Annotated in this window: 15 protein-coding genes and 2 pseudogenes; 10 read left to right on the forward strand and 7 right to left on the reverse strand. The window is 57.0% G+C overall.

Features of this window, described 5'->3' with window-relative positions; all coding sequences use genetic code 11:
* Window positions 1-62: 62 nt before the first annotated feature.
* Window positions 63-1,496, reverse strand: a complete 1,434-nt coding sequence (eat, locus tag GIW79_RS25210) for an ethanolamine permease (protein ID WP_054896913.1) — start codon at window positions 1,494-1,496, stop codon at window positions 63-65.
* Between the two features lie 156 nt (window positions 1,497-1,652).
* Window positions 1,653-3,173: an acetaldehyde dehydrogenase ExaC gene (gene exaC / locus GIW79_RS25215; protein ID WP_005791797.1), complete on the reverse strand. Its 1,521-nt coding sequence runs from the start codon at window positions 3,171-3,173 to the stop codon at window positions 1,653-1,655.
* Between the two features lie 272 nt (window positions 3,174-3,445).
* Here exaC and GIW79_RS25220 point away from each other — a divergent pair, with 272 nt between their 5' ends.
* The 4 genes from GIW79_RS25220 to GIW79_RS25235 all read left to right on the forward strand — a co-directional run bounded on the left by GIW79_RS25220 (window position 3,446) and on the right by GIW79_RS25235 (window position 7,817).
* Window positions 3,446-5,356: a sigma-54-dependent Fis family transcriptional regulator gene (locus tag GIW79_RS25220; protein ID WP_236455041.1), complete on the forward strand. Its 1,911-nt coding sequence runs from the start codon at window positions 3,446-3,448 to the stop codon at window positions 5,354-5,356.
* Between the two features lie 208 nt (window positions 5,357-5,564).
* Window positions 5,565-6,914, forward strand: coding sequence for a UDP-N-acetylmuramate:L-alanyl-gamma-D-glutamyl-meso-diaminopimelate ligase (gene mpl / locus GIW79_RS25225; protein WP_060764042.1), 1,350 nt, complete (start codon window positions 5,565-5,567; stop codon window positions 6,912-6,914).
* The gene (gene ubiX, locus GIW79_RS25230) at window positions 6,911-7,540 is read left to right on the forward strand and encodes a flavin prenyltransferase UbiX (RefSeq protein WP_032895136.1); all 630 of its coding nucleotides are present in this window, start codon (window positions 6,911-6,913) and stop codon (window positions 7,538-7,540) included. Before mpl ends, ubiX begins: the two co-directional genes overlap by 4 nt.
* On the forward strand, window positions 7,533-7,817 hold the full coding sequence (locus tag GIW79_RS25235) for a YceK/YidQ family lipoprotein (RefSeq protein WP_003194502.1): 285 nt from the start codon (window positions 7,533-7,535) through the stop codon (window positions 7,815-7,817). Before ubiX ends, GIW79_RS25235 begins: the two co-directional genes overlap by 8 nt.
* A gap of 142 nt (window positions 7,818-7,959) precedes the next feature.
* On the opposite strand, the gene GIW79_RS25240 is transcribed toward GIW79_RS25235, so the two are convergent.
* The 3 genes from GIW79_RS25240 to GIW79_RS25250 all read right to left on the reverse strand — a co-directional run bounded on the left by GIW79_RS25240 (window position 7,960) and on the right by GIW79_RS25250 (window position 11,000).
* Window positions 7,960-8,601 carry an oxidoreductase gene (locus tag GIW79_RS25240; protein ID WP_014720096.1) on the reverse strand — a complete coding sequence of 214 codons (642 nt, stop codon included), beginning with the start codon at window positions 8,599-8,601 and terminating at the stop codon, window positions 7,960-7,962.
* A 29-nt stretch (window positions 8,602-8,630) separates the two neighbouring features.
* Window positions 8,631-10,349: a C13 family peptidase gene (locus GIW79_RS25245; protein WP_054896193.1), complete on the reverse strand. Its 1,719-nt coding sequence runs from the start codon at window positions 10,347-10,349 to the stop codon at window positions 8,631-8,633.
* A gap of 195 nt (window positions 10,350-10,544) precedes the next feature.
* Window positions 10,545-11,000, reverse strand: a complete 456-nt coding sequence (locus tag GIW79_RS25250) for a MaoC family dehydratase (RefSeq protein ID WP_003194496.1) — start codon at window positions 10,998-11,000, stop codon at window positions 10,545-10,547.
* Between the two features lie 182 nt (window positions 11,001-11,182).
* Here GIW79_RS25250 and GIW79_RS25255 point away from each other — a divergent pair, with 182 nt between their 5' ends.
* From GIW79_RS25255 to GIW79_RS25270, 4 genes are all read left to right on the forward strand, one after another.
* Entirely contained in the window at window positions 11,183-11,536 is a 354-nt protein-coding gene (locus GIW79_RS25255) for a CidA/LrgA family protein (RefSeq protein WP_054918124.1), read from the forward strand.
* Window positions 11,533-12,249: an LrgB family protein gene (locus GIW79_RS25260; protein ID WP_034126899.1), complete on the forward strand. Its 717-nt coding sequence runs from the start codon at window positions 11,533-11,535 to the stop codon at window positions 12,247-12,249. The genes GIW79_RS25255 and GIW79_RS25260 overlap by 4 nt, the downstream gene beginning before the upstream one ends.
* Before the next feature lie 22 nt (window positions 12,250-12,271).
* The gene (locus GIW79_RS25265) at window positions 12,272-12,862 is read left to right on the forward strand and encodes an LON peptidase substrate-binding domain-containing protein (RefSeq protein ID WP_236455042.1); all 591 of its coding nucleotides are present in this window, start codon (window positions 12,272-12,274) and stop codon (window positions 12,860-12,862) included.
* A 100-nt stretch (window positions 12,863-12,962) separates the two neighbouring features.
* Entirely contained in the window at window positions 12,963-13,178 is a 216-nt protein-coding gene (locus tag GIW79_RS25270; protein ID WP_034126901.1) for a hypothetical protein, read from the forward strand.
* Here the strand turns inward: GIW79_RS25270 and GIW79_RS25275 are convergent.
* Together GIW79_RS25275 and GIW79_RS25280 are read right to left on the reverse strand one after the other, a co-directional pair.
* The gene (locus GIW79_RS25275) at window positions 13,172-14,488 is read right to left on the reverse strand and encodes a bifunctional DedA family/phosphatase PAP2 family protein (RefSeq protein ID WP_054918122.1); all 1,317 of its coding nucleotides are present in this window, start codon (window positions 14,486-14,488) and stop codon (window positions 13,172-13,174) included. The two genes, GIW79_RS25270 and GIW79_RS25275, sit on opposite strands and share 7 nt — an antisense overlap.
* A gap of 155 nt (window positions 14,489-14,643) precedes the next feature.
* Window positions 14,644-15,021 (reverse strand): annotated as a pseudogene (locus GIW79_RS25280) (DNA-3-methyladenine glycosylase); the annotation flags it as partial.
* 47 nt (window positions 15,022-15,068) lie between these two features.
* Here GIW79_RS25280 and GIW79_RS25285 point away from each other — a divergent pair.
* A complete protein-coding gene (locus GIW79_RS25285) occupies window positions 15,069-16,718 on the forward strand; it encodes a recombinase family protein (RefSeq protein WP_236477434.1) in 1,650 nt (549 codons plus the stop codon).
* A 415-nt stretch (window positions 16,719-17,133) separates the two neighbouring features.
* Window positions 17,134-18,207 (forward strand): annotated as a pseudogene (locus tag GIW79_RS25290) (hypothetical protein); the annotation flags it as partial.

Raw genomic sequence — 18,207 nt, forward strand, 5'->3', positions numbered from 1 at the left:
CAGTGTCTCCTTGATGACGCGGGCCTGCTGTGGGCAAGGCACCGCGTCGAGGTTTTCGGCAGTTAGTGCAGAGCGGCCTCTGCGGCCTGGATCGCCGCGAATTCCTCTTCCGGCGTGCCTGCTACCAAGTGATGCCGGCTGTAGAAAGCAAAGTAAGCAATTAATACTCCATAGATGATCGCCGCGCCAATCACCACACGCGGGTCCACCAGAAAGCCAGCCACCACGGCCACGCAAGCCAGCACCAGCGCCACGCCCGAAGTGAAGATGCCACCCGGCGTGCGGTATGGCCGCTCCATTTTAGGGCGACGGATGCGCAGGGTGATGTGGGCGGCCATCATCAATACGTAGGAAATGGTGGCGCCAAACACCGCCACCAGGATCAGCAAGTCACCCTGGCCGGTCAGCGACAGGCCAAAGCCGATAATCCCGGGGATCACCAGTGCCAATACTGGCGCCTTGCTCTTGTTGGTCTCGGACAATTTGCGCGGCAGGTAACCGGCACGGGACAAGGCAAAGATCTGCCGCGAATAGGCGTAGATAATCGAGAAAAAGCTCGCGATCAAACCGGCCAGGCCGACCAGGTTGACGAAGCTCCCCATCCAGGTGGAACCGCCGTATGACAACGCCAAGGCTTCAACCAGCGGGTTGCCGGATTTGATCAGCGCGTACGTCCCCGCACCGCCCGGCGCGATCACCAGGATCAACAGGGCAAAACTGGTCAGCACCACAATCGCGCCGATCAGCCCGCGCGGCAGGTCGCGCTTGGGGTTCTTGGTTTCTTCAGCGGCCAGCGGCACGCCTTCTACCGCCAGGAAAAACCAGATGGCATAAGGGATCGCGGCCCACACGCCGACGTAGCCGAACGGCAGGAAGCTGCTGGCGCCCTTGGCCTCGGTCACGGGTATATCCAGCAGGTTGGCGACGTTGAAGTGCGGCACCATCGACACCAGGAACACGCCCAGGGCAATCGCGGCGATAGCGGTGATCACGAACATCAGCTTCAAGGCTTCGCCCACACCAAAGATGTGGATGCCGATAAAGATGATGTAGAACGCCAGGTAGATCATCCAGCCGCCAATGCCGAACAACGACTCGCAATAGGCGCCGATAAACACCGCGATGGCGGCGGGGGCGATGGCGTATTCGATAAGGATGGCAGTACCGGTGAGGAACCCGCCCCAAGGGCCGAAGGCGCTGCGGGCAAAACCGTAGCCACCGCCAGCAGTGGGGATCATGGACGACAACTCGGCCAGGGAAAAGCACATGCACAGGTACATGGTGGCCATCAGCAAGGTGGCGAGGAACATGCCACCCCAGCCGCCCTGGGCCAGGCCGAAGTTCCAGCCGGCGTAATCGCCGGAAATAACATAAGCGACGCCAAGGCCAACCAGTAGTACCCAGCCGGCGGCGCCTTTTTTCAGTTCGCGTTGTTGAAAATAATCGGTGCCGACTTTTTCGAAGTCGACAGAAGAACCAGTGGGTTCGCTAGGCATGGGAAGTACCTTTGATTGTTATTGTTTTTAACTCGGCATCTGTGTGCCGAACGAGGTAGCAATTACTGGCGAAGTTCAAGTGTAGGAGCGGGCAAGCCAGCTCCCACACTTGATTGCATTTCAAGTTGGGAGCGGGTTGCTTGTTAAGAGGCTAAGTTAGAAAAAGCCCAACGGATTAATGTCGTAGCTCACCAGCAAGTTCTTGGTCTGCTGGTAGTGATCCAACATCATCTTGTGGGTTTCACGGCCCACGCCAGACTTCTTGTAACCACCAAACGCGGCATGCGCCGGGTACAGGTGGTAGCAGTTGGTCCACACGCGGCCGGCTTTGATCGCCCGGCCCATGCGGTAGGCGCGGTTGATGTCGCGGGTCCACAGGCCGGCGCCCAGGCCGAACTCGGTGTCGTTGGCAATCGCCAGGGCTTCGGCTTCATCCTTGAAAGTGGTGATGCTCACCACCGGGCCGAAGATTTCTTCCTGGAACACGCGCATGTCGTTGGTGCCCTTGAGCAGGGTCGGCTGGATGTAATAGCCGGTGGCCAGGTCGCCCGTGAGCTTCTCGACCTTGCCGCCGGTGAGCAATTGCGCGCCTTCGCCCTTGGCGATTTCCAGGTAGGACAGGATCTTGTCGAACTGCTGCTCGGACGCTTGGGCGCCGACCATGGTGTCGGTGTCCAGCGGGTCACCACGCTTGATCGACTCGACCTTCTTCATCACCACTTTCATGAAGTCGTCGTAGATCGACTCTTCCACCAGAGCGCGGGAAGGGCAGGTGCACACTTCGCCCTGGTTGAAGAACGCCAGCACCAGGCCTTCGGCGGCTTTTTCGATAAATGCAGGTTCCGCTTTCATGATGTCGGCGAAGAAGATGTTCGGCGACTTGCCGCCCAGCTCGACCGTGGACGGAATGATGTTCTCGGCCGCGGCATGCATGATGTGCGAGCCCACAGGCGTTGAACCGGTAAAGGCGATCTTGGCGATGCGCTTGCTGGTGGCAAGGGCTTCGCCAGCTTCCTTGCCGAAACCGTGCACCACGTTCAGCACGCCCGGTGGCAGCAAGTCGCCGATCAGCTCCATCAGCACGCTGATGCCCAGCGGCGTTTGCTCGGCTGGCTTGAGCACCACGCAGTTACCGGCGGCCAGGGCCGGTGCGAGTTTCCACGCGGCCATCAGCAGTGGGAAGTTCCACGGGATGATCTGACCAACCACACCCAGCGGTTCGTGGAAGTGGTAGGCGGCGGTGAGTTCGTTGATTTCCGCGCTGCTGCCTTCCTGGGCGCGGATGCAGCCAGCGAAGTAGCGGAAGTGGTCGGCGGCCAGAGGAATGTCGGCGTTGAGGGTTTCGCGCACGGCCTTGCCGTTGTCCCAGGTTTCGGTGATGGCCAGCAGTTCGAGGTTTTGCTCGATGCGGTCGGCGATTTTCAGCAGTACCAGCGAGCGGTCCTGGGCGCTGGTTTTGCCCCAGGCGTCCGCGGCTGCGTGGGCGGCGTCCAGTGCTTTGTCGATGTCTTTGGCGGTAGAGCGCGGGAAGTCGGCGATGGGCTTGCCGTTGACCGGCGAGGTGTTGGAGAAGTAGTTGCCATCGACCGGCGCCACGAATTCGCCGCCGATGTAGTTGCCGTATTTGGCCTTGAACGAAACGATGGCGCCTTCGGTACCGGGGTGTGCATAACGCATGGTGGGCATCTCCTGCTTTTATGTTTATCGGAGTACAGCGCTGCGAGCGCGTTATAAAGCGTAGAGCAAAGGTCGGGCCATCGCCGTGCGGGCCAGCAGAATCAAGAGGTTGGGCTTTGTTGCAAGGCTTTGCCGTGACGGGAGTGATACAGGCAAGGTGACGGTTTGTGCCATAAACGATACAGCCTGTGACCGGTGGGTCGGGCCGGGATTGCAATGGCCGGATGGCTGGGGGATGCTGGGCGTTCTCACGCAGGGAGAATAATAAGAACATGCATAACGATCATTTCAGTCGCCATGCCCAACAAGTCTTGACCGTCACCCGTGGCCAAGAGCTTTCCCAAGGGCCTGGCAGCGACCCGTCCATCGCCCGTTCCTGGCTGCGCTGCGTGGAGGATTACCACCTCGACCCGGCGCTGACCATCGCGCCCACCGTGCTCGAGCACGGGCGCCTGCTGGAAAGTCGCGAACGCCTGCGCCAAGTGCTGCACATCGCCGGCAGCGAAATGAACAGCCTGCACCAGCAACTCTCCGGCGCCGGTCATGCGGTGCTGCTCACCGATGCGCGTGGGGTGATCCTCAACTGTGTCACCGCGCCGTCCGAGCGCAAGATATTCGAGCGCGCCGGCTTATGGCTGGGCGCAGACTGGAGCGAAGCCTGCGAAGGCACCAACGGCATCGGCACCTGCCTGGTGGAGCGGCAGTCGTTGACGATCCACCGTGACGAGCATTTTCGCGGCCGTCATACCGGGCTGACCTGTTCGGCCAGCCCGGTGTTCGACCCTCATGGTGAATTGCTGGCGGTGCTGGATGTGTCCTCGGCCCGCGAAGCCGTGTCGCGCCAGAGCCAGTTCCACACCATGGCGCTGGTGAACCTGTCGGCCAAGATGATCGAAAGTTGCTACTTCCTGCGCCACTTCGAACACCACTGGCTGCTGCGTTTTCACCTACAGGCCGAGTCGGTCGGGTTATTCAGCGAAGGCTTGCTGGCGTTCGATGGTGAAGGGCGCATTTGTGCGGTCAACCAGAGCGCTCTGAACCTGTTGGGGCAGCTGCGCGGCGGCTTGGTGGGCCAGCCGGTGGAGGCATTTTTCGACTGCTCCCTGGATCAGTTGCTGGGGCGGGCCAGCGCGAATGCCACGGCCAGTTGGCCGCTGCGCACCCGCGATGGCCGGCCTCTGTTTGCAGCGCTGCGAGGCCAGCCGCGCAGTGTGCCGGTACCCATCATCAAGCCGCAGGCGCCACGGCCTTTGGGTATCTGCGTGGGCGACCCGGCGTTGCAAAATGAGCTACGCAAGGCCTCGCGAGTGTTCGAGCGCGACGTGCCCTTGCTGATCAACGGCGAAACCGGCTGCGGTAAAGAAGCTTTCGCCAAGGCCGTGCATCAGGGCAGCCAGCGGGGCGATAAGGCCTTTGTTGCGCTGAACTGTGCGGCGATTCCAGAAAACCTGATCGAGAGCGAATTGTTTGGCTATCGCGCCGGCAGTTTCACCGGCGCCCTTAAAGAAGGCATGCGCGGCAAACTGCAACAGGCCGACGGCGGCACGCTGTTTCTCGACGAAATCGGCGACATGCCCCTGGCGTTGCAAACCCGCCTGTTACGGGTGCTGGAGGATCGCCTGGTGGTGCCTATCGGCGGCGAACCTCAAGCGGTGAACGTGCGCATCATCAGCGCCACGCACCGTAATTTGCTGGAGCGCGTGGCCGATGGCAGTTTTCGCGAAGACCTGTATTACCGCTTGAACGGCTTGGAAGTGGCCCTGCCGCCGTTGCGCGAACGCAGTGACAAGTCGCAACTGTTGGACTTCCTCCTGACCCAGGAAGCGGGCAACGAGCAGGTAATGCTGGACGAACCTGCGCGCCAGGCCTTGTTAGCATTCCAATGGCCCGGCAACCTGCGGCAGTTGCGTACGGTGTTGCGCACGGTAGTGGCGCTCTGTGAGGGCGGGCGAGTCGGTCTTGAAGACTTGCCGGCCCTGATTCGCCAAGCGCAGCCGCAAGGGGCGAGGGTGGATGCGCCGTGCGCCTCGCCGCTGGAGAACGCCGAGCGCCAGGCATTGCTCAACGCGTTGGCGCAGCAGCGCTGGCATATGAGCCATGTGGCTGAACAGTTGGGGGTCAGTCGCAATACGCTGTACCGCAAGTTACGCAAACATGGCATTTCACGGGACGCCATGCAGTAAGGGGCGCTGTCGGAGTAACCTGGTTATTGCGAACTGCTCGTTTTTTGTCTCACGCGCTACCTTGAAAGCCGCTGAGCTTAAAAACGCCGGCAGCGCGGTTCAAGGCCTCCCTTGTGCCGGATCCTACCGGCGAGCGTTTCGTGCTCAGCTAAAGCGTGCGAACTTTCCCACCCTACGCTAACCTGCCTCGATGTTTACGAGGTCGACTATGCACATTCATATTCTGGGTATCTGCGGTACGTTCATGGGTTCGATGGCGGTTCTGGCCAAAGAGCTGGGCCATCACGTAACAGGCTCCGATGCCAATGTTTATCCACCCATGAGCACGCAGCTACAGGCGCAAGGGATTGAGCTGACCCAAGGTTACGACCCTTCGCAATTCGACCCGGTGCCGGACCTGGTCGTCATCGGCAACGCCATGTCTCGCGGCAACCCGGCGGTGGAATACGTACTGAACAAAGGCTTGCCTTACGTCTCCGGCCCCCAGTGGCTGGCGGACCATGTGCTGCAGGGCCGTTGGGTCCTGGCAGTGGCGGGCACTCACGGCAAGACCACCACCAGCAGCATGCTGGCCTGGGTGCTGGAGCATGCAGGCATGAGCCCGGGTTTCCTGATTGGCGGTGTGCCGCAGAACTTCTCGGTATCGGCGCGCCTGGGCCAGACCCCGTTTTTTGTGATCGAGGCCGATGAATACGACAGCGCCTTTTTCGACAAGCGCTCCAAGTTCGTCCATTACCGCCCACGCACAGCGATCCTGAATAACCTTGAGTTCGATCACGCGGATATCTTCCCCGATCTGCCGGCGATTGAGCGCCAGTTCCACCACTTGGTGCGCACTATCCCAAGTGAGGGCCTTGTTATTCATCCCACCACCGAGCCTGCGTTGCAGCGTGTGATCGACATGGGCTGCTGGACCCCGGTGCAAACTACCGGCGCGGACGGGCAGTGGCAGGCGAGGTTGCTCAGCGAAGACGGTTCGCGGTTTGAAGTGCTGTTCGAAGGCCAGCCCCAAGGCATCGTCGATTGGGGCATGACCGGCCAACACAACGTGGCCAACGCTTTGGTGAGCCTGGCTGCCGCTCGGCATGTTGGCGTGGTACCAGCCATGGGCATTGCCGCCTTGAGCGCGTTCAAGAGTGTGAAGCGGCGCATGGAGAAAGTCGCTGAAGTAAATGGAATTACCATCTACGACGACTTTGCCCACCACCCGACCGCAATTGCCACAACCCTGGATGGCCTGCGCAAGCGCGTCGGCGATGCGCAAATTATTGCCATCGTCGAGCCGCGCTCCAACTCCATGAAGCTGGGCGCGCACCGTGATGGCCTGCCCGAGAGCGTCAACGATGCCGACCAGGTGGTGTGGTATGCGCCGGCCAACCTCGGCTGGGATTTGCCCGCGATTGCTGCGCTATGCACCGTGCCCTCCACAGTCTGCGATTCGTTGGAAGGCATCATTGAGCATGTGAAATCCTTGGCCCAGCCCGGCACCCACGTGGTGGTCATGAGCAACGGTGGCTTTGGCGGCCTGCACGGCAAGCTGGCCGAGGCACTGAAATGAGCGGGCCGGAACGCATCACACTGGCGATGACCGGCGCATCCGGTGCGCCCTACGGCTTGCGCCTGCTCGACTGCCTGGTGCGTGAAGACCGTGAGGTGCATTTTCTGATCTCCAAGGCGGCGCAATTGGTGCTGGCGACTGAGACCGATGTCGCGCTGCCTTCCAAGGTGCAGATGATGCAGGCATTCCTCACCGAGTACACCGGCGCAGCGGCGGGGCAGATCAAGGTTTACGGCAAAGAGGACTGGATGTCGCCGGTAGCCTCAGGCTCCGGTGCGCCAGCGGCGATGGTGGTGGTGCCGTGTTCCACCGGCACCTTGTCGGCGATTGCCACAGGCGCCTGCAACAACCTGATCGAAAGGGCGGCGGATGTGACCTTGAAGGAGCGCCGCCAGTTGATCCTGGTGCCGCGCGAAGCGCCGTATTCGAGCATTCACCTGGAGCACATGCTCAAGTTGTCGAACATGGGCGTGACCATCCTGCCCGCGTCGCCTGGTTTCTATCACCAGCCACAGACCATCGATGACCTGGTGGACTTTGTAGTGGCGCGCATTCTCAACCTGTTGAACATTCCCCAGGACATGCTGCCGCGTTGGGGCGAGCACCATCTGGGCGGCGATGAATAAAGCACTGCTGCTATTGATGGCGCTGCAACTCACCGGCTGTGCCACAGCGCGTACTCTGGATGCCGCGCAACCGGGCGCCCCGGTGGTGTATGCCGGCACACGCCTGGATCTGTACGCGATCAATGGCGGCTGCTGCGCCAAGGACCGCTTTGGTGCCGAGGCCCCGAGCTATCCCCATCTCGACCTGCCGGCCAGCGCGTTGCTCGATACCTTATTGTTGCCACTGTCGGTGTTGACGGTGCTGGGTGTGGGCTTCAACGCCACGGGCGGGCTGTAGATAGGATGTGGATCGGTGGATCGTTCCCACGCTCCGCGTGGGAATGCAGTCGGGGACGCTCCGCGTCCCAAGCATGACGCAGAGCGTCATAACCGGCGCTCCCACGCAGAGCGTGGGAGCGATCAGTACAAGCGCTGCACCATTACTTACCGAGCTTGCGCAACTCGTCCGATTCCACCACCCGCACGCCATCCTGTTCTTCCAGCGCCAGGCGCCACATGGCGCGGGCCAGTTCGCAGACTTCAATACCGTGGTACTTACCGGGAATCAGCCGTGACAGCGGCCCGGCCAACTGCTCGGCCAGGCGCGGTTCCAACCGCTCCCCCAGCAGCAGCGATGGACGTACGATGGTCAACTGCGGCCAGTCTTGCGCTCTCAGCGCCAGTTCCATTTCCCCCTTGACCCGGTTGTAGAACACCGAGGATTTCGGGTCGGCGCCAATCGCACTGATCACGATCAGATGCCGCGCGCCCAGTTCCCGTGCGCGCTTGGCGAAGGCCACCACCATGTCCAGGTCGACCGCACGGAACGCCGCTTCCGAGCCGGCCTTTTTGATCGTGGTGCCCAGGCAGCAGAAGGCAATATCCACGCGGCCGCTCAGTTGCGGCAGGAACACCGCCGGGTCGCCCACCGGGTTTTCCAGGCGTGGATGTTCAGCCAATGGTTTGCGGCTGGGTGCCAGCACGCGGGTCACGGTGGGTTCGTTGAGCAGGCGGTCGAGCAGGTGTTCGCCAGTGAGGCCGGAAGCCCCGGCCAGCAAGATATGCTGCGGTGTCAGGTACATGGTGTTTCCCCCTTGTTACACGTTACAGCTTAGTTGCCTTTGGCTTCCTTGCTATTCATTGAGACGCTTTCGAGCGCCTTTCGTGCCTGCTGTTTACGTAATAATTGCCAATGGGCGATCACGCCTTTAGGGGCCCAGATCTGCGGTTCGGAGGCTTCGAAGTTGTCCGCCTGTTCGCGTTCGGCCACGTGCAGTTGCGCCAGTTTGAAGGCGTGTTGCAAATCATCCGTCTGGTTGAAAGCTTGTGCGAAAAGGGCATCACCGAAGTAGGTGAAGTCTGCTTCTTCCGAGCAGCCGAATGACACGCGGTCTGCACGGGAGGCGGTCATGATCAGGGTGCGCTCATCTTTGAGCGCCGGTATGAAACCGCCGGAGTAACACGCGGAGATCACGATGACCTTGTCGCGGTTTTTCAGCGGTGCGAGCACGGCGGCCAGCTCGTCGGCGGGCAGGTCGGCCAGTTCCATGCGCGGTTGGTCGAGCACCAGCTCATGCTCATGGGTGCCATGGCTGGTCATGTAAATGAACACCAGGTCTTCCGGTCCGGTCCGTTCGGCCAGGGTTTGCACCGAGCGGCGCAGGCTTTCGCGGGTGGCCAGGGGGCGGTCGGCGATATGGTCGCGGTGGTTGACCAGGCGCACCTGCCCGCGCGCGCCGAAGCGGGTGGCGAGCAGGTTGCTGACGTAATCGGCCTCGCGCAGGAACACGCTTTGTTTGCCGTCGCCGGCCAGCACCAAGGTGTATAGCTCCACGGCCGGAGTGGACGCGGGCACTGTCGCCAGGGCGTCATCGAGCAAGCGGCCTTGAGCCAGTATGCCGGTCTCCAGAGGGTCGGGCAGCAGCTTGCCCTCGGCGTCGCGCACGCGCAGGCCGTTGACCCAGGTGCCGGACTGCACGGTGCCGTCGGTGAGTACCAGGGTGCCACGGCCTTGATAGTTGTCGCTGTCGAAGCCACCGATATAGAAACTGCCATCGGTGAGGTTCAGGCGCCCTTCGCCAGTAAAGCGCCAGTCACTGAACTGGCCGACATAGTGGCTGCCATCGACCCCGATCAATTCGCCTTTGCCGGTCAGCGCGCCTTCCTTGAACTGGCCGATCCACACATCACCGTCGGCGTTCTCGTAGCGGCCTTTACCGTTGAGCTGGTTCTGCTTGAATTGACCGACATAGATATCCCCCTCGGCGCTATTAAAGGTGCCATTGCCTTCCAGTTGGCCATCGACAAAGCGGCCGCTGAACTGGTTGCCGCTGTCGTCATTGCGCTGGCCTTCGCCATTGGGCTTGCCGTGGGCGAACTGGCCCTGGTACTGGCTGCCGTCGGCCAGTTCCAGGCGGCCGAGGCCTGAGTACTGGTCGTCCTGAAATTCGCCGCGATAAGTCATCTGCCCCTCTTTGAGGGTGCCTTCGCCGTTGCGTCGGCCGTTCTTGAAACCGCCCACGTAGCTGCTGCCCGAGGTGGTCAGGCTGCCCTGGCCATCAAACAGGCCCTGCTTGAATTCGCCTTTATAGACTTCGCCATTGCTGCCATGCCATTCGCCCTGGCCGTGCCACTGGCCTTTGTCGAACTGGCCGGCGTACCAACTGCCATTGGGGTAGTCCACACGGCCTTGGCCTTGCAGCAAACCGTTGACCACATCGCCACGGTAGCGGCCGCCATCGGGCAAGCGCGCATCGGGCGGCAACAGCGATTCGCCGTCTCCGCAAGCGGTGAGCAACAGGGCAAGGGCAAGGGGAGCGAGTGGGCGCATAGCGGGATCCGGATAATTGAGCGCCGAGTATGCCGTAGCCGGGGTGCCGAACCTAGTGGTCTATGCGCAGGATCCATCACCTGTAGGAGCGGGCTTGCCCGCGAAAACTCACAGGCGCCGCATTTGTTCAGCAAGCACGCGTTATCGCTGACGACCTTCGCGAGCAAGCTCGCTCCTACAGTGGGGGTGTGGCGATCATACGAAGCAGAGTGACAGCGACTCGGCAATATAGGCCGGCTTCTCCTGACCTTCGATTTCCAGGGTGGCGGTGGCCTTGAACAGCCATTGGCCCGGTTTTTTCTCGGTGACGTCAGTGAGGGTGACGTTCAGCCGCACCTTGGAGTTTACTTTCACCGGCTGGATAAAGCGCACGCTGTCCAGGCCGTAGTTGACGGCCATCTTCAAGCCTTCGGGCATGATCAGGATGTCTTCCATCAGCTTGGGCATCAGCGACAGCGACAGGAACCCGTGGGCGATGGTGCTGCCGAACGGGGTTTGCGCCGCCTTGACCGGGTCGACGTGGATGAACTGATGATCGCCGGTGGCTTCCGCGAACAGGTTGATACGCGCCTGGTCGATGGTGAGCCATTCGGAACGTCCCAGTTCCTTGCCGACGTAATCTTTGAGCTGCGCTACGGGTACATAGGGCATTGCGTCTCTCCTTGGTTCATCACTTATGTGCCCGTTGATAAGGGGCGTTTTTATGGGTTACAGAGAACCAATGTAGATCATCATGGGCAATCAGCCTGGTCAACCCAACATGCTTTTGGCGAATGCCGGAGCATAGGGCGGGCATGCTTATAATGCGCGCGAGTTTTGAGGGGGAGAGCGGGATGCTGTTACGTGGCCTGACCTGGCTGGTGCTGTTTCAACTGATCGGCACGGCGATCAATCATTTACTGGTGCCGGTACTGCCGGGGCCGATCATCGGCTTGTTGCTGATGCTGGGCTTTCTGGTCTGGCGCGGTGAAGTCGGCGAGCCCCTGAGCCTGGCTGCCGGCAGCCTGTTGCGTTACCTGCCACTGCTGCTGGTGCCGCCGGCCGTGGGAGTGATGGTGTATGCCAAGGACATCGTGGCGGATTTCTGGGCCATCGTCGGGGCGTTGGTGGTGTCGCTGGTGATCGCCATGGGCTTTGTCGGTGTGCTGATGCAGCAGATGGTCAAGCGCAAGGAGAAGGACCAATGATCCTCGACTGGCAGGGCGCCTGGACGGCGGTCATTCATCACCCGCTGTTCGGTATCGGTATCACCCTGGGCGCCTATCAACTGGTGCTGGCGGGGTTCGAGAAAACCCGCTGGATCTTCCTGCAGCCGGTGCTGGTGTCGATGCTGCTGGTGATCGGCGTGCTGCTCACCTGCGGGCTGAGCTACGCCGAATACCGCAAGAGCACCGAGATCATGGGCATCCTGCTGGGGCCTGCCACAGTGGCCCTGGCGGTGCCGCTTTATCTGAACCTGCGACGGATTCGCCAATTGTTCTGGCCGATATTTACTACGCTGGTGGTAGGCGGGGTATTGGCCACCGGCCTTTGTGTGGCGTTGGGATGGTGGTTCGGGGCCGAGCACAGGGTGCTGATGACCATGGCGCCCAAGTCGGTCACCTCGCCGATTGCCATGCTGGTGGCCGAGCAGATCGGCGGCGTGGCGGCCTTGGCGGCGGTGTTTGTATTGATCACTGGGGTGGTCGGCGCGATGATCGGTCCAGCGCTCTTGTCGCGCCTGGGTGTACGCAGCCCCGAAGCGCGGGGCATGGCCCTGGGCATGACCGCCCACGCTGTCGGCACTTCGGTAGCCCTGCAGGAAAGCGAAGAATGCGGCGCCTTCGCGGCGCTGGCCATGAGTTTGATGGGCGTGGCCACGGCGGTGTTCCTGCCGTTGGCGGTGTCGGTCATTGTTTAACCCAGGTTTTAAGGAAGCCGTTATGAGTCTGCCGCTATTCCCCCTCAACACTGTGCTGTTCCCGGGCTGCACCCTCGACTTGCAGATATTTGAGGCGCGCTACCTGGACATGATCGGCCGTTGCATGAAAAAGGGCGAAGGCTTTGGTGTGGTGTGCATCCTGGATGGCTCGGAAGTGGGCACGGCCCCTGACGGTTATGCGCTTGTCGGTTGTGAAGCGCTGATTCGTGACTTCAAACAGCAGGACAACGGCCTGCTGGGCATTCGCGTCGAAGGTGGCCGTCGTTTCCGCGTGCGTGAGGCCGGCGTGCAGAAAGACCAGTTGCTGGTGGCTGATGTGCAATGGCTGCAAGAATTGCCGGACCAGCCGCTGGGCGAAGAGGACGCCGACTTGCTGGCGTTGCTTGAGGCCCTGGCCGAACACCCGATGGTGGCCTCGCTGGACATGGGCGGCCAGGCCGAAGGCCAGCAAGCCCTGAGCAATCAGTTGGCCTATCTGCTTCCATTTAGCGAGGCCGACAAGATCGACTTGCTGCAACTGGACGACCCAGGGCAACGCCTGGATGCGATCCAACTGTTGCTCGATGAATTGCAGGGCGAGCTGTTCACCTGATGTTCGGATTTGCCTGACAGAGCTTTCAGACTTTGCTCGGTCGCCTCCACTGCGCCGCCTGCACTATTTTCCGATCGCACAACAATGATCGGAGATAACCATGATTCGGCTGACCCCCTCGGAACAAGTCGCGTGGGACGCTTATTTTGTCAGCGTGACCACGCAATTACTCCAGCAGGAAGCCACGCGTGGCGCGGAGTACATCACCGAGCGCGCCGCCGAAATGGCCGATGAGATGCTGCTGGAGCGCCGCGAGCGTTACGCTGAACGGCGCAGCGCCTCCGTGGACTGGATCGGCCCGGCCAAGGGTCAATAGGCGTACCTGAGCAGTGCGTGGGGCGTACCGGTAAAGGCGATGAAACCGAGCACGGCCACCACGGCGGGCAGCACCAGCCACCAGGCTTTTTGCGACATGGCTGGCAATGGGCTGCGGTGCTCGATTGCCGTCAGGCTGAACGCACACACGGTCATTGCCAGCAAGGTGCCGGCCAGGATGTCTGTGGGCCAATGGGCGCCCAGGTACACCCGCGACAAGGCAATGAACGCCGCGGGAATGCAGCCCAGCAGCATCCAGGTCAGGCGCAGCCGCGTAGGTTGGCCGCGACCGGCCAATACCGCGAGCGCCAGGAAGAAGGCAAAGGCCCCGGAGGCATGGCCGCTGGGCATGCTGAAGCTGGTCAGCGGGTCCGTTAGGATTTCCGGGCGGCCACGGGCGAAAAACAGCTTGGTGCCGGTGTTAATCACTGCCGCGCCAGCGAGGGTGGCGCCGACAAATACGGCGTGGCGCCACTGCCGTGCCAACAGCAACAGGCCAGTGAACACGGCGCTGGCGAAAAACATCTTCTTGAACTCACCCAGTTGGGTGACCCGCACCATCACCTCGTCCAGCCACGGGCTGCGATGTTCCTGCACCAGTGCGCTCAGGCCCTGGTCGAAGTCATTGAGATGGGGGTAGCCGATAAACAGCGCGATCAACAACACCAGGCTGGCGCAACCAATCCACAAGGTGGTGCGCCGATGTCCGCGCCAACTGCTGTTCAAACTCATCCCCAGCAGTACCGCCAGGCACGCCGCGATAATCGCCGCTTCCGGCCAGAAGCCTTCCGGCAAGGGCAGACGGAACGCGGCGCCGGCAGCCCAGCCCGGCAGCAGATAGGCCACGGTCCAACCCGCTGCGGCAATGATGCTCACAGCGGCAAAGCGCGGGAAGGGCATGTCGCACATGCCGGCGACCATGGGCAGCATGGGACGCAATGGGCCGATGAAGCGCCCGACCAACAAGCTGGCGATTCCGTACTTGTGGAAGTAGGTTTCTGCGCCGTTCATCCATTCAGGATGCTGGCGCAGGCCGGGCAGGCGCCGGATGTTCTGATGGAAATGGCGGCCCAGGTAATAGGAAACGCCGTCGCCCAATAAGCCGCCGAGGAAGCCCAGCAGCAGGGTTTCACTCAAAGGCAGCGCACCGCTGCCAGCCAACGCGGCGATTGCAAACAGCAATACCGTGCCTGGCACGATCAACCCGGCAATCGCCAGGCATTCCACACACGCGACAATAAACACCGCCGCTGCCAGCCATTGTGGGTTGAGGGTCAACCAGCCGGTGATGCTATCGAGCCATTGGCCCATACAATCCACTCCATGCATACAAAACAGAATTTGAGACGGTGAAATTCAACTGTGGGAGCTGGCTTGCCGGCGATGGCTGCGGCGTGGCCAGCATTGAAGTTGCCTGACACACCGCTATCGCAGGCAAGCCAGCTCCCACATGGGATGGTCGCGCGTTAAATCAAAAAATAATCCCGGCCTTCGACCTGCCCCCGACGCAGCGGGTTCCGCGTGCAATAAGGCGCATAGCCAGCATCGACGAAACGGTACATCAAGTGCTCATCGCGCCCAGTGGGAATGCCCAGGCGCGTAGTCTGGATAATGTGCGTGGGCACCTGGCCCACGTCTTCGACATACAGCAGTTCCTGATCGAAGCGCTTGGCATCCCACATCGGCACTTTCAGGCCCAGTGCCTTGCACAGCAGCGTCTGGCCTGCACACAGCTTCTGCGAGGGGCGTGGGCTGCCGTCGGGGTTGGGGTTGTTCAACAGCATCTGCGCCAGGCTCGCCGCCCCGGAAATTTCGTCGACCCAGGGATAGGCCGATTTGATCAAGTCAGGCGTATAATACCCGTAAGATTTGACCTTATAGGGAGCGACTTGTGGCACGGTTAATTTCATACCTTCGGATGTCTACAAGTGAGCAATTACGGGGCTTTTCGCTTGAACGTCAGCGAAAGCTGATAGCCGATTTTGCCGCAAAAAATGACTTGTCACTAGAAAATAGTCACGCTCTTGAAGACATCGGCCATTCTGCCTTTTCCGATGATACGCAACAAAAAGAACTTACTAAATTCTTTGAAGACCTTGAAAAAGGTAAGTTTCAGCCGGGTGATGTGTTTGCACTAGAAAACATTGACCGGCTAACAAGACGTGGCCCTATTGATGCTTTAATAAAGGTTAACGCGATAATTTCAAAAGGTTTGAAACTCGCAATCATCAGTGATAAAGAACAAAAAATCCTTGAAGAAATTGATGTTTATACAATCATCACTTTATCAATTGATGCTACCCGTGCAAATGTCGAAAGCAAAAACAAAAGCGATAAAGGTCTATTAAATTGGGCAAGTAAAAGAGAGCTTGCCGCCGTTCATAAAATCGCAATGACTGCACAAGCCCCAGCGTGGCTTGATACCCAAACCTTCGACGTATTTGATGAAGAAAAACGAAAAGACATTAAACGTCGTCGATACGTTCTCAATCCTGAAAAAGCCGAAACGGTCAAACTCATCTTTGAGCTTTTCCAGAATGGTAACGGCTCGTTAAAAATCAAGAACATCTTGAATGAAAGAAGAATCCCAACATTCAAAAACATTGAGTATTGGGAGCCTTCCATAATTTCTAAAATTTTGAGAAATCCGGCAACCTTTGGACTTTATCAGCCTAAGAAGCAAAACACTGGCAAACGTGACTTGATTGCAGCTTGTGAACCTATTGAGGACTATTTCCCAGCAATCATTAGCCGTGAAACGTTTGAACAATGTCAACGTATTGCTGCAACAAATACCACGCGAAAAGGACGTAAAGGGAAGGTATTCACAAACCTTTTCACCGGACTTTTGAAATGTGCTGACTGTGGTGGCCCTGTTCATCTACTCAATCCCGGTATTGATAAGCGTGCAAAGGTTCCAAAGTCGGTCAATTATATTGTGTGTAAGAAGGGAAAATTTACACGCGAATGTATTTTGAAACGTTTACGATATGACGACTTTGAAATTACCTTATTAAAAGCTATTCAAGAAATCAATCTTGCCGACATTTTAGATGAAAATAATCCGCTTGATGCTTTAACCAAAAAACTACGGACGATTGAAACCAAGATTGATAAGAATAAAAAGTTGCTTGAAAATTTCCAGAAGTCTTTTATTGAACATGATGGTGCCTTGCCTTCATTCATGATTGATGGAGCTAAACAAGCAGAACTAGAAATTAAAAATCTTTTATTAGAGAAGTCACAAACAGAAGTAGAGGTTTCGCAGCTTAATATTTACAACTCAAACATTGATAATGCTGTTGAGGAATTAAAAGCAAATGGCACATATGAAACACGCTCAAAAATAAACTTGTTGCTTCATGAGATTATCAAAAGCATAGTTATTGATTTTGAACTTAATGATTACGCCATCATGTTCAAAAATGGTGCTAAACGTTTTATAAACGATGGCATTATCCAGAATGTATTTAGAACAACAGACCACAAGCAAAGACAAAGTGAACTTGAAGAAATATTTAATTGGAACAGAGGCCAATAGAAAGTTCAATCAGTTCACAAGGCTGCCTTTCAAGGTGGCCTTTTTTGTTCTCGCTTGAAAATAAAATAATACATGGTAACTTGTAATTAAATAACTCAAATACTGGAAGTATGAGTATTTATCAACCAGTTGATGGTAATTTCACACTTTCACTTCGTGAAAGCCGCTACGCTTGCGAAATGACCACTGGTGCCTAGTCGGCAGGACAGAAACAAAAGCAACGGCAACACCTACTGTTCAACAAGAAAATTCTCACCATTTGCAATGGCTCTAATTTCTCTTGTAGAACACTTTGCGAAGACTCCGCACCCCTTTTAGGGTCGCAGCCTTACGCAGTCACCAGCGGCCTTGTGGGCCTTCTGAGTGACAAAGACAACTCAGTTCACCTACCCGGTGAACATCGATCAGGAGCAAAATGTCCAAAACCAAAAGCATGATCTGGAAAAGATTAAATTTCACCAGTGGTAACCGTGTTAAGAAAACACCCGGTATCAATCAACTTAAATCATCACTTGAACATTCGTTAAGAATTATTCAAAAAGATGACCTTGAATTTAACAAAGACCTTATTGACAAGAACATTGTTTTTTTCAATAACAAACTTACAAGAATGGATAAGCTTTCGGTTGATGACCGAAAGAAAATATTCAAATCCATATATGACCCACTCACTGAGCAAAAACAAGATAATGGACAATTAGCCGAAGTTAATTGTGAGTTGTCAAAATACGCTTATAAATTAAAAGAACTTATCAAAAAAAATGAAGATGGTGAATTAACATCTTTTCTTCAAGCTTTGCTTCAAAACCCAGAAGTTGTTGATGTTGCCTCTTCAAATGTTATTGATGAAATGAATGTTCAACGCAAGAAACAAAAGGTTTCTTGTGTCAACAAATACATAGAATTAAAAAACAAATCTATCGAATTGAATAAATCGGATGATGATTTCAGTTTGAAAAAAACTGTTATTCAAGAAGCATTTTGGAAGTTTCCATTTAATCAATGTGTGGATTATGTAAAACCCACTGATTATATGAATATAATAAACAACTTTTACAAAGAAAACCTGCCTGATTATCCTGTTAAGTTAATCGTTTTTCATGGTGATGAAATCACCAGTGAACACGATGATAACTTGGGAGTTCACCCACATATATTTATAGATGGGAAAAACAAAAGAACAGGGAAATATGACCTAATCAATGATGAATTTAAAATGGTTAATAATTTTTTGAAAAGCGAGGGAAAACCTGAAATTGAAGGTAGAAGTTTCTCCGACGCTCAGGCCCTAGGCGAAGCCTACCAGAAAATGATTTATGCCTTTGTTAACAAGGAACTTGTTAACAAAGGTTATGATTTTCAAGTTGAGGTATTGCCTGAAACAGAAGATAAAAAAATAAGAAGAAAGTTAATCAATGATGACGCTTCAAAACCCAAGATGTTTAGAACATATAATTCAATAAATAAAAGTATTGAAGAGCTTGAAGCC

The organism is Pseudomonas sp. PA-7-1E (genome assembly GCF_021605325.1).
GTDB lineage: Bacteria > Pseudomonadota > Gammaproteobacteria > Pseudomonadales > Pseudomonadaceae > Aquipseudomonas > Aquipseudomonas fluorescens_BV.

What these genes read in the sequence shown, in the direction of transcription:
- ubiX (WP_032895136.1), top strand. Translation starts at nt 6,911, where the DNA reads ATGAGCGGGCCGGAACGCATCACACTGGCGATGACCGGCGCATCCGGT.
- GIW79_RS25240 (WP_014720096.1), bottom strand. Translation starts at nt 8,601, where the DNA reads ATGTACCTGACACCGCAGCATATCTTGCTGGCCGGGGCTTCCGGCCTC.
- eat (WP_054896913.1), bottom strand. Translation starts at nt 1,496, where the DNA reads ATGCCTAGCGAACCCACTGGTTCTTCTGTCGACTTCGAAAAAGTCGGC.
- GIW79_RS25235 (WP_003194502.1), top strand. Translation starts at nt 7,533, where the DNA reads ATGAATAAAGCACTGCTGCTATTGATGGCGCTGCAACTCACCGGCTGT.
- GIW79_RS25270 (WP_034126901.1), top strand. Translation starts at nt 12,963, where the DNA reads ATGATTCGGCTGACCCCCTCGGAACAAGTCGCGTGGGACGCTTATTTT.
- GIW79_RS25255 (WP_054918124.1), top strand. Translation starts at nt 11,183, where the DNA reads ATGCTGTTACGTGGCCTGACCTGGCTGGTGCTGTTTCAACTGATCGGC.
- exaC (WP_005791797.1), bottom strand. Translation starts at nt 3,173, where the DNA reads ATGCGTTATGCACACCCCGGTACCGAAGGCGCCATCGTTTCGTTCAAG.
- GIW79_RS25260 (WP_034126899.1), top strand. Translation starts at nt 11,533, where the DNA reads ATGATCCTCGACTGGCAGGGCGCCTGGACGGCGGTCATTCATCACCCG.
- GIW79_RS25275 (WP_054918122.1), bottom strand. Translation starts at nt 14,488, where the DNA reads ATGGGCCAATGGCTCGATAGCATCACCGGCTGGTTGACCCTCAACCCA.
- GIW79_RS25220 (WP_236455041.1), top strand. Translation starts at nt 3,446, where the DNA reads ATGCATAACGATCATTTCAGTCGCCATGCCCAACAAGTCTTGACCGTC.
- GIW79_RS25265 (WP_236455042.1), top strand. Translation starts at nt 12,272, where the DNA reads ATGAGTCTGCCGCTATTCCCCCTCAACACTGTGCTGTTCCCGGGCTGC.
- GIW79_RS25245 (WP_054896193.1), bottom strand. Translation starts at nt 10,349, where the DNA reads ATGCGCCCACTCGCTCCCCTTGCCCTTGCCCTGTTGCTCACCGCTTGC.
- mpl (WP_060764042.1), top strand. Translation starts at nt 5,565, where the DNA reads ATGCACATTCATATTCTGGGTATCTGCGGTACGTTCATGGGTTCGATG.
- GIW79_RS25250 (WP_003194496.1), bottom strand. Translation starts at nt 11,000, where the DNA reads ATGCCCTATGTACCCGTAGCGCAGCTCAAAGATTACGTCGGCAAGGAA.